The sequence below is a fragment of the Sphingomonas sp. BL-S-30 genome (assembly GCF_055521475.1).
In genome coordinates this window covers 2,596,816-2,609,538 of sequence record NZ_CM145481.1, presented here as the reverse complement: position 1 = coordinate 2,609,538, position 12,723 = coordinate 2,596,816, and the positions used below count along the sequence as shown (strand labels likewise).

The window sequence follows — 12,723 nt, the reverse complement described above, 5'->3', positions numbered from 1 at the left end:
TCCGTTCAGCCGGGCTCGGCTCTAGGCTGCCTTCTCATGCGCGTCTCCCGCCTCTTCGGATATGCCTTCACGCTTGCCGTGCCCCTTTCGGCGATGCCGGCGGTGGCACAGGTGCAGACGGTGCAGCCGCTCAACCCGCTGGGCGACGAGCTGGCGGCGGAGATGCGCCTGCTCGCGGCCAACCCGATTGACATCAACGCGCTGGTACGCGCCGGCGAACTCGCGCTGAAGCTGGGTGACCAGACGGCGGCGGCGACGTTTTTCGCGCGCGCCGAGCGGCTCGATCCGCGCAACGCGCGAATCAAGGCCGGCACGGGCAGCCTCCTGGTCCAGGCCGAACGGCCCGGCGAGGCACTGCGCCGGTTCGGCGAGGCCGAGGCGCTGGGGCTCGATCCGCGCTATTATGCCGCTGATCGTGGCCTGGCCTATGATCTGGTCGGCCAGCAGGAACGCGCCCAGCGCGACTATCGCCTGGCCCTGAAGGATGGCGCCGCCGATGAGACGATCCGCCGCTATGCCCTGTCGCTGGGTATATCGGGCAAGCGCGATCTGGCGCTGCAGCAGCTCGATCCTTTGCTCCGCCGAAGCGATCGCGGCGCATGGCGCGCGCGCGCCTTTATCCTGGCGATGAATGGCGACGAGCAGGGCGCGGCGCGTATCGCCACCAACATGATGCCCCCGGGACTCGCCGAGGGGCTGCAGCCCTTTTTCGAGCGGCTTCCGGGCCTCGGCGCGACCGATCGGGCCTTTGCGGTGCATTTCGGCGAGCTGCGCGCGACGCCCGAGCGGATCGCGGACAGCCGGATGGTCCCGACGCTCGCGCCGCTGCCGCCCGAGCCCGGTGCCGTCGCGCCCGCAGTCTTGGCGGCGGCGCAGGTCCAGTCCAAACCCCAGCAGGACGATCGTCGCAGCCGCCGCAGGAAGCGCGGCAAGCTGGATATCGTGCCGGCGGCAACGGTGCCGCCGCCGCAGGTCCAGCCGCAGGCGCCGCCGTTGCCGCAACCGCCGGCCTATGTCGCAAGCACTGAACCGGCCTATCAGCCACCCTACAGCCAGCCGGGCATGGTACAGCCGCTCCGCGGCGTACCGACGCGGACATCGGAGGTCGGTCGGCGAAACATGACGCTGGCCCCGGCGACCGGATCGCGGCCCGCGACCGTCGCCCCCACGCCGCCGCCCGCGCCGGAACGGCGTACAGTACAGGCGGAAGCCGATACGCGCGTGGCTGCTGTTTCGACCCCGTCGCCGGCCGCTCGGCCGGTATCGCCGCCGCCCTCGGCATCCGGATCATCAGCGCGTGCCTCGTCGACGTTGCCGGATCGTCCGGCAATCGTGACGAGGTCGCCGCTGCCGTCCGCGATGGAAACCAGCACCGGGGCCCCGGAAAACTCTCCCCGGCCGCTCGTCGGTGCACCGGCATCGGTTGCGTCGTCCACCGCGGTGCCCACACCTGCCGTGACGACCCCGCCGGTGCGCGGCGTCGCGGCGGCGCCGAGCCCGGTACGGAGCGAGGATTCGATCCTCGCCAACATTATCGCGAATATCGCCGTGCCCGGATCGGAACTGGTGGCCGGCGCCCCGGTCGACACCGTCCGGGCCGATCCGACGCCCGCGCCAGCGCCGGTCCGGGCGGCGCAACCGCCGGCCGACACGGGTGCAGCGGCGCGCGAGCTCGCGGAAAAAAAGGCGGCGGCCGACAAGCAGGCGCTCGCCGACAAGAAAGCGGCTGAAACGAAGAAGCTGGCCGAGGCCAGGAAGCTTGCGGACGCGAAAAAGGCCGCCGAGCTGAAAAAGAAGAACGATCCCAAAATCCTGGAACCCTCGCGCGTCTGGGTTCAGGTCGCGGGCGGGGCGAATGAAGCGACCCTGCCCAAGGAATGGGAGAAGGTCCGCGCCAGGGCGCCTGTGGCGTTCAAGGGCAAGACCGGCTGGACCACGCCGCTGCGCGCCACCAACCGCGTGCTGGCGGGGCCGTTCAAGACCAATGACGAGGCCCGCGCCTTCGTCAATGCGCTGGCCAGGGAGGGGCTGTCGGCCTTCACCTTCACCAGCGACGCTGGCCAGAAGGTCACGAAGCTGGCGGCGAAGTGAGCGCCGCCCCGCGTCACGCGCCCTGGGCCGCGGACCCGGCGAAGAGCCGCGGCCGCCTGAACGACGAGCAGCGCGAAACCGTGCGTGGGCCGCGCGACGCGTTCCAGCGCGACCGCGACCGCATCATCCATTCGATCAGCTTTCGCCGGCTGCGCCACAAGACCCAGGTGTTCATGGCACCGGATGGCGACCATTTTCGCGTTCGCCTGACTCATAGCCTGGAGGTTGCGCAGATCGGGCGAACCGTGGCGCGCACGCTTGGCCTGAATGAGGACCTGACCGAGGCCTTGTGCCTGGCGCACGACATCGGCCATCCGCCCTTTGGCCATGCCGGGGAGGATGCGCTGAAAGAGGCGCTGACCGGGCTGGGCGGGTTCGACCATAATGGCAACACGCTGCGGGCGCTGATGGTGATCGACAGCCCCTATCCGCGCTGGAACGGCCTGAACCTGACCTGGGAGACGCTTGAGGGGCTGGCCAAGCACAATGGCCCGATCGCCCGACCGCAATGGGCGCTGGCGGAGGCCGATGCGGCGTTTCCGCTCGACCTGACGCGCTGGCCTTCGCTCGAGGCGCAGGTCGCGGCGATCGCCGACGACATCGCCTATGACAATCACGATATCGACGACGGATTGCGTGCCGGGCTGCTGACGCTGGATCAGATCCTGGCGGTGCCGGTCGTGGCGGCGGGCTGGGACGCGACCCGCAAGCGCTTTCCCGACATCGCGCCCGACCGGCTGGTCGGCGAGCTGGTGCGCTCGCAGATCGGCACGATGGTCAACGATCTGATCGCGGAGACCCGGCGCCGCGTGACCGATGTGGGAATCGAGACGGCCGAGGATGTACGGGCCGCAGAGACCTGCCTCGCAGGCTTTTCGGACGAGATGCGTGAGGCCGAGCGGTCGCTCAAGCGCTTCATGTACGCCAATCTCTATCATCATCCGCGCCAGCTCGAGGCAGCGCGGATCGCCGGGGAACTGGTGGCGGGGCTGTTCGACGCCTATCACGCCGACCCGAGCCGCATGCCCCCCGACTGGCATGGGCGGCTACCCGCGGAAGAACCCGCGCGCAGCCGCCACATTGCCGATTTCATTGCCGGGATGACCGACCGATATGCCATCACCCGCTATCGCGAAGTGGTCGGTCCGATCGATCTGCCCGAAGGGTTTTAGCGCAAGAGTTTGTTGGCTTGAATCATCTCTCTCCGTTCGCCCTGAGCTTGTCGAAGGGCTGTTCTTTCTTCGGAGGAAGAGAAGAGCAGGGCTTCGACAGGCTCAGCCCGAACGGTGGGGATCAACCCAGCCCGAGAACGTCTTAGCGCGAGGCGAGCACGACCGGGGTCAGCTTGGCCTGGGCGTCCTTGACGGTGAACGAGACGGGCTCGCCGCCCGACACACCGCTGACCTGGTCGCCGCGCACGACGAAATCGAACGCGCTGCCGGAGGGATAGCGGCGGCCGCTGATGACCACGCGGTTGGCCTTGATCGCCATGGTGTAGACATAGGTCTGGCCGTCGCGGGTGAACTTGCGCTGGGGTGCCGCGTCGCTGGCGAGAGCGGGAGCGGAGAGGGTCGCCAGCGTCGCGGCGGCGGCAAGGAGAGTCTTGGGGAGGATAGTCATGGATCTTTCCTTTCGTTGCTCGAAAGCCAGATCAGCATCCTCACCGCTCGTCTTGTGGGCTCATGATATTGCAGTGCAGCAAAATCCCAACCGCAAAGATTGCGCGGCCAGTTGCAAGAAATGGAGGTGCACCGCTGCGGCCATGGATCCGAGGGCCCGCCTGCGAACAGGACTGGGTTGGTCGCGCGATTTGAGTGTGGGCGCGCCATCCGCTAAGGGCCGCGCTCGCTCTTTTGACCGGACCAGCAATGACCCTTTACACCCGTTTCGCCGCGCATCTCGATGCGGCGCTTGATGCCCTTGCCGCGGCGGGCGATCTGCCCGCCGGGCTGGATCGCGCCAACGTCACCGTCGAGCCGCCGCGCGACCCGAGCCATGGCGATCTCGCGACCAACGCCGCGATGGTGCTGGCCAAGCCCGCCGCGACCAATCCGCGCATGCTGGCGGAGAAGATCGCGGCCGAACTGGGCAAGCTCGACGAGGTCCAGGCCGTCTCGGTCGCCGGCCCCGGTTTCATCAATCTCGCGCTGACCGACGACACGTGGCGGTCGGAACTGTCGACGATCCGTGACGAGGGCGGCGATTATGGGCGCTCGACCAAGGGCGCGGGCACCACGGTGAACATCGAATATGTCTCGGCCAACCCGACCGGGCCGATGCATATGGGCCATTGCCGCGGCGCGGTGGTGGGCGATGCGCTCGCCAGCCTGCTCGAATTCGCCGGCGCCACCGTGATCCGCGAATATTATGTCAACGATGCCGGCGGCCAGGTCGATACTCTCGCCCGCTCGGTACACCTGCGGTATCGCGAGGCGCTGGGCGCCGATATCGGCGAAATTCCCGAAGGCCTGTATCCGGGCGATTATCTCGTACCGGTGGGTCAGGCGCTGGCCGCCGAATTCGGCGACAAATATGTCGACGCGCCGGAGAGCGAGTGGCTGGTGCTGTTCCGCAAGCGGGCGGTCGCGGCGATGATGGAACTGATCAAGGCCGATCTCGCCTTGCTCGGCATTCATCACAACCTCTTCTCCTCCGAGGCGGAACTTCAGGCAGCGGGCAAGCCCGAGGCGGCCGAGGCGGATTTGCGCGCGCGCGGCCTGGTCTATGACGGCATGCTCGAAGCGCCCAAGGGCGAGACGCCCGAGGATTGGGAGCCGGTGGTGCTGCCGCTGTTCCGCTCGACTCAGTTCGGCGACGACCAGGACCGGCCGATCAAGAAGTCGAACGGGCAATGGACTTATTTCGGCGCTGACCTGGCCTATCATTACCAGAAAGCGCAGACCGCCGACGCGCTGATCGACATCTGGGGCGCCGACCATGCCGGCACGGTGAAGCGGATCGTCGCGGCGGTGCAGGCGCTGACCGGCGGCAAGACGCGCTTCGACGTGAAGCTGGTGCAGATGGTGCGCCTGCTGCGCGCCGGCGAGCCAGTGAAGATGTCGAAGCGTTCGGGCAACTTCGTCACCCTGGCCGATGTCGTGCGCGAAGTCGGCAAGGACGTGGTGCGGTTCACCATGCTGACCCGCAAGTCGGACGCGCAGATGGACTTTGATTTCGCCAAGGTGGTCGAGGCGTCGAAGGACAATCCGGTCTTCTATGTCCAATATGCGCATGCCCGGGTTGCGTCGCTGCATCGCCGGGCCGCCGAGGCGGGTATCGTTTGCGGGGCGGTCGATCTGTCCCGACTGGAAACGGAGGATCTCGCGCTGGTGAAGCGCGCCGCGCAGTTCCCGCGAGTCGTGGAAACGGCGGCGGCGGCGCGCGAGCCACACAGGATCGCCTTTTATCTCTACGATCTGGCCGCTGAATTCCATGCGCTGTGGAATGTCGGCAACGATCGGCCCGACCGCCGCTTCCTGATCGCGGACAATGCAGCGGTTACCTGCGCGCGTCTTTTCCTGGCGGAAGCAATCGGGCAGATCATCCGCAATGGCCTCGGCATCATGGGGGTGCAGGCGGTCCAGGAGATGAACTGATGACGACGTCGAGAGACTATGAGGTCCGCGACGAGGATCGGCTGCCCTGGCTTCAAACCGTGGAAGAGGATTACGATCAGGGTCCTTCGGTCCTTCGCGTGATCCTGATGATCGTCCTTGGCCTCGCGGTCATCGCGGCGGCGATCTTCGGTTATTATTGGTACCAGCGGCATCGGGGCGCCGACGGGAACGGCGCGCTGATCGTCGCGCAGGAAGGCGATTACAAGGTCAGGCCCGACGATCCCGGCGGCCTCAAGGTCGAGGGCGAAGGCGAGGTAGCCGTCGCGACGAGTGACGGCGAAGGTAGCGGCAATGCCGCGATCGATCTCGGCGCGACGCCGGAGACGCCTGTTGTCGGTACGAAGGTCGCCCCCGTCGCGCCCGCTTCAGGCGGCTCGAAGACGGCCGTGGTGGCCGTCCCGGCATCGGGCGGCAAGCTGGCCGCGACGACGCGGTCGTCCGCGCCCACCGCCGGACCCATGTCGCGCGGTTCGCTGGTGCAGCTCGGGTCCTTCCCCGACGAGGCGTCGGCCAACACGGCCTGGGCCCGGGCGTCGAAACGCTTCACCTACCTCGCCCCGCTCGGCAAGTCGGTGCAAAAGGCCGAGGTGAACGGGCGCACCGTTTTCCGTCTCCGCGTCAATGCGGGCAGCGCGGGCGCGGCGACCGAGCTGTGCGGCCGTCTGAAGGTCGCGGGCGAAGACTGTTTCGTGGCGAACGACTGACCCGTCTCCGGACATGTGGCGTGTTCAGTTAAATATCTGATATAAATGTATATTATAGGAAATATTAGGCGCGCGGGCGAGCGGGAGATATGGGACATCATGGTGTCCCATATCTCCCGCTCGCCCTCGAACCGTTTCCTGAAGGACGGGGCTTTTTGAGGGCGGGGCTTCCTGTTAGTCCCCTCTCATGAAGCCCGTCATCTACGGCCTGTCCGGCCTGACCCTCACGTCCCAGGAACGTTCCTTTTTCGCCGCGGCCGACCCCGCCGGCTATATCCTGTTCAAGCGGAACATCGCTGATCGGGCGCAGGTCCGCGCGCTGACTGACGATCTGCGGGCCCTGTCGGGACGCGACGACCTGCCGATCCTGATCGATCAGGAGGGCGGTCGCGTCGCGCGGATGGGGCCGCCCGAATGGCCCGCTTTCCCGGCCGGCCCGGCCTTCGACGCGCTGTACGAGACCGCGCCGATCTCGGCGATCGAGGCGGCGCGGGCCAATGCCCAGGCGATCGCGCTGATGCTGGCCGAGGTGGGCGTCACGGTCGATTGCCTGCCGTTGCTCGACGTGTCGCAGCCGGACACCACCGAGGCGATCTCGACCCGCGCGCTTGGCTCCGAGCCGATGCGCGTCGCGGCGATGGGCCGCGCGATCATCGAGGGGTTGCGCGAGGGCGGGGTGGTCGGCGTGGTCAAGCATATGCCGGGGCACGGCCGGGCGAAGGTCGACACTCATTATCACCTGCCGACCGTCACGGCCTCGGACGCCGAGCTCGAGATCGACCTGGCGCCGTTCAGGGCGCTGGCCGGCGCGCCGATGGGAATGACCTCGCACATCGTGTTCGAGGCCTGGGATGCGGAACGGCCGGCAACGCTCTCTCCGGTCGTGATCGAGCAAGTGATCCGCGGGCGGATCGGCTTCGACGGCCTGCTGATGACCGACGATATCGACATGAAGGCGCTCAGCGGCAGCGCGGGCGACAAGGCGGCCGGAGCGATCGCCGCCGGATGCGACCTGGTGCTCGATTGCTGGGGCCGGATGGACGAGATGGAGGATATCGCCGCGCGGCTTGGCGAAATGCCCGCGCGGTCGCTCGAGCGGCTCGACCGGGCGATGGCGACGATTGCCGGCAAGGCGCCGCAAGGCGAGATCGCGGCGCTGATCGCCAGGCGGGACGCGCTGCTGGCGCACACCTAGTGCCTCCCTCTCCCCCTGCGGGGGAGGACCTGTTAGCGTGATGCAATGGACGCTGAAGCCGAGACGCTGACCCTTGATATCGATGGCTGGGAAGGCCCGCTCGACCTGCTGCTGGCACTCGCGCGCAACCAGAAGGTCGATCTGCGCGAGATCTCGATCCTGGCGCTGGTCGACCAGTATCTGCGTTTCATCGAGGAAGCCAAGGCGATCAAGCTGGAGGTGGCGGCCGATTATCTCGTGATGGCCGCGTGGCTCGCCTATCTCAAATCGGCGCTGCTACTGCCGCGCGATCCGGAGGAACAGCCGAGTCCAGAAGAACTGGCGCTTCGCCTCCAGCTTCGCCTCGAACGGCTCAATGCGATGCGTGAGGCCGGCGCCCGGCTGATGGCGCGCGACCGGCTCGACCGCGACGTCTTCCTGCGCGGCGCGCCCGAAGGGCTGCGTACGGTGCGCAAGGCATTGTGGCAGGCCGAGATCTACGACCTGATCTCCGCTTATGGCCGGATCAGCGCGCGTACCCGGCCGGTGATGCATATCGTCGCCAACCGGCCCGTGATGACGCTCGACGCCGCGCTGGAGAGGGTATCGCGTCTTGTCGGCGAACGGATAGACTGGGCCATGATCGAGACCTTCCTGCCTGAGTCAGCTTCGGGCATTTTCCGCAAGTCGGCACTCGCCTCCAGCTTCGTCGCCGCGCTCGAGCTGGCGCGGCAGGGCAGGGTCGAGCTTCGCCAGAAATCGCCCTTTGCTCCGCTCTACCTGAAGGCGCCGTCGGTGGAGGCCGGGGCATGAAGCGCGCCGACGATCTGACGCGGGCGGTGGAAGCCGTGCTGTTCGCCGCGACCGAACCGATGACGGTGGACGCGATCCGCGCGCATCTCGGCAATGCCGACAATGTCCGTAGCGTGCTGGAGGAGATCCAGGCCGATTTCGCCGGGCGCGGTATCGAACTGGTCCGGCGCGGCGACCGATGGCATTTCCAGACCGCGGGCGACATGGCGCACCTGCTCCGCCGCGACCGGGAGGAGCCGCGCAAGCTCAGCCGGGCGGGCATCGAGACGCTGGCGATCATCGCCTATCACGAGCCGGCGACTCGCGCCGAGATCGAGGCGATTCGCGGCGTGCAGATCTCCAAGGGCACGCTCGATGTGCTGATGGAAGCAGGCTGGATTCGCCCCGCCGGGCGCCGTGAGGTGCCCGGAAGGCCGCTCCTCTACGCGACGACGCCCGAATTCCTCGGCCATTTCGGCCTTGCCAGCAGGCGTGACCTGCCGGGAATCGACGATCTCAAGGCGGCGGGGCTGCTCGATCCGGTCGATCTCGCGCTGGAACATGCCGGCGAGCATGAAGATGAGAACAGCGAGGTAGAAAAGGCGGACGATGAGGACTAGATAGGCCTGCGTCCTAGGAGATTTGTGATGGGTAGTTTCAGCCTGATGCACTGGCTGGTGTTCGGTGTAATCGCGATCCTCGTGCTCGGGGGCGGTCGTTTCTCGAACATGATGGGTGACGTCGCCAAGGGCATCAAGCAGTTCAAGAAGGGCATGGCCGAAGAGGAAGAGACGCCTCGCGAGCCGAGCCGGATCGACCGCAAGGTCGGCGAGCCCGTGATCGAGGTCGAGGGCGAGAAACTGCGCGAGGAGCGCTGAGCGTTGCAGGCGTGCGTCGCGTCGAGCCCGCTTGAGGCGGACCGGCGCGTGCGCGCTTCCATGACCTTCATCGTCGCACCGAAAATGGCCCTGGCGCGCCTTCGGGGCCACGGCATTTCATAGAGTTTCCGCATGTTCGATATCGCGCCCACCGAATTGATGCTTGTCGGGATCGTGGCGCTGCTCGTCATCGGCCCCAAGGACCTGCCCAAGGCGATGCGTTTCGTCGGCTATTGGGTGTCGCGCGCGCGTGGCGTCGCGCGGCAGTTCCGCTCCGGCTTCGATTCGATGATGCGCGAGGCCGAGTTGCAGGAAATGGAGAAGAAATGGGCGGAGGAGAATGCGCGGATCATGCGCGAGCATCCGCCCACGCCCCAGCAGATGCTCCCGATGGCCACGATCGATCATGAGGATGCCGAGCCGGTGCTGGTCGAGCAGCCCCTGATCTCCGCCGCGCCGGAACCGGAGCCGGAAGCATTGCCCGCGACCGAGATGAAGCCGGCCCGCAAGTCCGCCGCGAAACCAAAGGCTGAGGCTGACCCTGACGCGGCGCCCGCCAAGCGGGTGCGCAAGCCCGCCGCCAAGGCTGAATCGTGAACGCGCCCATGGACGATCTCGACGCCAGCCGCGCTCCCTTGCTCGATCATCTGATCGAGCTGCGGCGGCGGCTGCTCTACTGCGTCGCGGCGATCGTGGTGAGCTTCTTCGTCGCCTTCTATTTCGCCGAGCAGATTTTCGCCTTCCTTGTCCATCCGCTGGCGGCCGCCGGACAAAGTAAGGTCATCTATACCCAGATCTTCGAGGCCTTTTTCGTCCAGGTGAAGGTCGCCTTCTTCGCGGCGATGATGCTGTCCTTCCCGGTCATCGCCAACCAGCTCTGGCAGTTCGTGGCGCCGGGCCTGTACCGCCAGGAGAAAAAGGCGCTGCTGCCCTTCCTCCTGGCAACGCCGGTATTGTTCATCTGCGGCGCGGCGATGGCCTATTATATCGCCGTCCCGATGGCGCTGCACTTCCTGCTTTCCTATCAGGGCGACCTGGGGGGCGGCATCAAGCAGGAGGCGCTGCCTTCGGTCGCCAATTACCTGTCTTTCGTGATGCAGTTCCTGTTCGCCTTCGGCGTCTCGTTCCTGCTGCCGGTGGTGCTGATGCTGCTCGAACGCGCCGGCATCGTGACGCGCAAGCAGCTGGTGAGTGCGCGGCGCTACGCGATCGTTGGCTCGTTCGCGGTCGCCGCGGTGCTGACGCCGCCCGATATCGGATCGCAGCTGCTGCTCGCGATCCCGCTATGCCTGCTCTACGAGCTGGCGCTGATCGGCATCTGGTTCACCGAGCGGAAGCGCGCGAAACAGCCTGCCGAGGCCGAGAGCACCAAAATCGAGAAGGTCTGAAACCGGCCCGTCCTGGTGACGGCGACCTGGCGCAGATAAAGAAAAGGCCTCCTCCGTTCGGGAGAAGGCCCAGGCTGCCTAGAGGGGCGCCCTTATTTGGCGTCGTCAGCCGTCTTTGCGACGGTGCTGCCGGCCGAGGACACGTCCTTGCCGACGCCTTCGACGGTGTTGCATGCGCTGACCATCAGCGCTCCGGCGACGAGGGCCAGTCCAACAAGCTTGCGCATCGAATATCTCCTGAGATTGGCTTTGTGCCGAGGTTTCAATGATCGGCGAACGCGTTCGTTCCGTGAAAGAAACGGCGCGATATGATTGAGGCTGAAAAGAATTTGGGCCCGAAAGCGCCACCGGGGGGGGAGGGTTGACGCTTTCGGGCCCATGTCTTGGATAGCGAGAGCGGGGGGGCATAAATTCACTATCCGAAGCTAAGAACGTGACTCTCGCGAAGCGGTTCCAGGGATTCGAGATTTTTTTTGATTCTTTTGAATCGCTTGAATCAGTCGCGCCCGATGATGGCGATGGCGATTTCATAGGCGCCGACCAGCGGATCGTGATGGAGGCGCGAGCGCAGCTGACGGGACAGTCCCTCCATCACCCGGCCATAGCGCTCCTCCACTACCCGGCGCAGCTCGTCCCCGTCCACCAGCGCCGGGGAATTGACGCGCAGCAGCGCCCGGTCGGCGTTTTCGTCCGGCTTCACCGAGATCCGGATCTGCGCGATCGGATTGAAGGTCATCGCCAGTTCGACGATTTCGGTGATCAGGAACGCGACGGCGATGGCCACGTCCTGATTGACCAGGAACGGATCGATATCGATCGCAATGCCCAGCTGCGAAGAACCTTCGGGCGCCGTCGCCCGGATATTCGACGCGAGCTCGCCGATCACCGAGCGCAGGGAGAGCCCGCGATGCTCTTCCAGCTCGGCGAAATGGTGGCGATGGACCACCGCGAGCGCGTCGACCCGGCGCTGGATCGAGGAATAGGCGGCGGTGGCTTCCTTGCTCCGCGCGCCACGCGCGTGGAAATTGATCAGGCTGGAGATGACCTGGAGATTGTTCTTCACGCGGTGATGTACCTCGCGCGTCAGCCTGGTCTGGCGCACCAGACCCTCCGCGAGGCCGGCCTCATGCGCGGCGACGGTGCGGCTGATCATGCGGAAGGTATCGCCCAGCTCGCGAATCTCCTGCGCCGGCAAGGCGCGGACCTCGTCCGGGTCGATTTCCTCGCCGGGCACATAAGCGGCGACGCTGGTACGCAGCCGGCGCAGCGGACGGATCAGCAGCCGGTCGACCACGAACCAGCCGATGCCGGCCGCCGCCGCCCACATCAGGATCGGCAGCAGCATGGCGATGAGCAGAGGCGAGGTAATCGGCGCGCTGCGCACGCTGGTTTCGAGCGACAGGCCGCCGATGCCGAGCGGGGTCCGCATCGTTTCCCGCCTTTCCAGCGCACCGCGCGGGGGAAGCAGAGTCACCGGCAGCGATTCGCTTCCTTTCACGAGCAGCGCTTCATAAGGCGGCGCGAAATCGCTGGGCCGGCCGGTTTCGGCGAGGAAGCGCGTAGGGAAGAAGGCAGTCGCCGTGGTGCCGCTTGCCCCCGTGATCGCCAGCAGGAGGCCACGCTCGGGCACGATGCGGATAGCAACCGGATCGGTGCCGGCGGCGACGGGCGTCAGATCGGACGGAAAATCCGCGCCACATAAGGGACGTGCGCGACGGTCGCGAATAACGAAGCGGGTGCCGCTGACGGCCTGCTGGGCGAACACGCCCTGCGCGCGCGCGCAGCTGGGCGCGTCGCCCTGATCCGCGTCGAGCGCGTTCAGCGCCACCCGAAGCGCGGTCATGTCGCCGACGAGCTCGATCGCCAGCTTGCGGGCACTTTCGGCGGAGGCGAGGCGGAGCTGAGCGCGAGCGCTCTCGTCGGCGGTCTGGGTGGTCTTGAGCGAGGCGAAAAAGGCGATGATCGCGAGCGGCAATAAAGCCGCGCTCAAAATCAGGAAGATCTTGGCGCCGGTCGGAATCTGTGCGGCAAGCTTCGTGTTGCGAGCCGGAGCCTGAGGCTCGGCGGAATCCGCCATGG

Annotated in this window: 13 protein-coding genes; 10 read left to right on the top strand and 3 right to left on the bottom strand. The window is 66.6% G+C overall.

Annotation, left to right across the window (positions count from 1 at the left end; translation table 11 throughout):
• Positions 1–36: 36 nt before the first annotated feature.
• On the top strand, positions 37–2,091 hold the full coding sequence (locus tag ACZ1I5_RS12120; RefSeq protein ID WP_465169505.1) for an SPOR domain-containing protein: 2,055 nt from the start codon (positions 37–39) through the stop codon (positions 2,089–2,091).
• Positions 2,088–3,263, top strand: coding sequence for a deoxyguanosinetriphosphate triphosphohydrolase (locus tag ACZ1I5_RS12115; protein WP_465169504.1), 1,176 nt, complete (start codon positions 2,088–2,090; stop codon positions 3,261–3,263). The genes ACZ1I5_RS12120 and ACZ1I5_RS12115 overlap by 4 nt, the downstream gene beginning before the upstream one ends.
• A 142-nt stretch (positions 3,264–3,405) precedes the next feature.
• On the opposite strand, the gene ACZ1I5_RS12110 is transcribed toward ACZ1I5_RS12115, so the two are convergent.
• The gene (locus tag ACZ1I5_RS12110) at positions 3,406–3,711 is read right to left on the bottom strand and encodes a hypothetical protein (protein ID WP_465169503.1); all 306 of its coding nucleotides are present in this window, start codon (positions 3,709–3,711) and stop codon (positions 3,406–3,408) included.
• Positions 3,712–3,959: 248 nt separating this feature from the next.
• On the opposite strand from ACZ1I5_RS12110, the gene argS reads away from it, so the two are divergent.
• The 8 genes from argS to tatC all read left to right on the top strand — a co-directional run bounded on the left by argS (position 3,960) and on the right by tatC (position 10,644).
• The gene (gene argS / locus ACZ1I5_RS12105) at positions 3,960–5,687 is read left to right on the top strand and encodes an arginine--tRNA ligase (RefSeq protein ID WP_465169502.1); all 1,728 of its coding nucleotides are present in this window, start codon (positions 3,960–3,962) and stop codon (positions 5,685–5,687) included.
• A complete protein-coding gene (locus tag ACZ1I5_RS12100; RefSeq protein WP_465169501.1) occupies positions 5,687–6,412 on the top strand; it encodes an SPOR domain-containing protein in 726 nt (241 codons plus the stop codon). The genes argS and ACZ1I5_RS12100 overlap by 1 nt, the downstream gene beginning before the upstream one ends.
• 187 nt (positions 6,413–6,599) lie before the next feature.
• Positions 6,600–7,607, top strand: coding sequence for a glycoside hydrolase family 3 N-terminal domain-containing protein (locus ACZ1I5_RS12095; protein WP_465169500.1), 1,008 nt, complete (start codon positions 6,600–6,602; stop codon positions 7,605–7,607).
• 45 nt (positions 7,608–7,652) lie between these two features.
• On the top strand, positions 7,653–8,399 hold the full coding sequence (locus ACZ1I5_RS12090) for a segregation and condensation protein A (protein ID WP_465169499.1): 747 nt from the start codon (positions 7,653–7,655) through the stop codon (positions 8,397–8,399).
• Positions 8,396–8,998 carry an SMC-Scp complex subunit ScpB gene (gene scpB, locus ACZ1I5_RS12085; RefSeq protein WP_465169498.1) on the top strand — a complete coding sequence of 201 codons (603 nt, stop codon included), beginning with the start codon at positions 8,396–8,398 and terminating at the stop codon, positions 8,996–8,998. The genes ACZ1I5_RS12090 and scpB overlap by 4 nt, the downstream gene beginning before the upstream one ends.
• Before the next feature lie 27 nt (positions 8,999–9,025).
• Positions 9,026–9,256: a twin-arginine translocase TatA/TatE family subunit gene (locus ACZ1I5_RS12080; protein WP_372848388.1), complete on the top strand. Its 231-nt coding sequence runs from the start codon at positions 9,026–9,028 to the stop codon at positions 9,254–9,256.
• 132 nt (positions 9,257–9,388) lie between these two features.
• Positions 9,389–9,853: a Sec-independent protein translocase protein TatB gene (gene tatB, locus ACZ1I5_RS12075; RefSeq protein WP_465169497.1), complete on the top strand. Its 465-nt coding sequence runs from the start codon at positions 9,389–9,391 to the stop codon at positions 9,851–9,853.
• Between the two features lie 8 nt (positions 9,854–9,861).
• Positions 9,862–10,644 carry a twin-arginine translocase subunit TatC gene (gene tatC, locus ACZ1I5_RS12070; protein WP_465173955.1) on the top strand — a complete coding sequence of 261 codons (783 nt, stop codon included), beginning with the start codon at positions 9,862–9,864 and terminating at the stop codon, positions 10,642–10,644.
• A gap of 92 nt (positions 10,645–10,736) precedes the next feature.
• Here tatC and ACZ1I5_RS12065 read toward each other — a convergent pair whose 3' ends face one another.
• Complete coding sequence (locus ACZ1I5_RS12065) at positions 10,737–10,871, bottom strand: entericidin A/B family lipoprotein (protein WP_372848382.1); 135 nt, start codon at positions 10,869–10,871, stop codon at positions 10,737–10,739.
• Positions 10,872–11,140: 269 nt separating this feature from the next.
• Positions 11,141–12,721 (bottom strand): sensor histidine kinase, encoded by a 1,581-nt coding sequence (locus ACZ1I5_RS12060; RefSeq protein ID WP_465169496.1) that lies wholly within the window; start codon positions 12,719–12,721, stop codon positions 11,141–11,143.
• Positions 12,722–12,723: the final 2 nt, after the last annotated feature.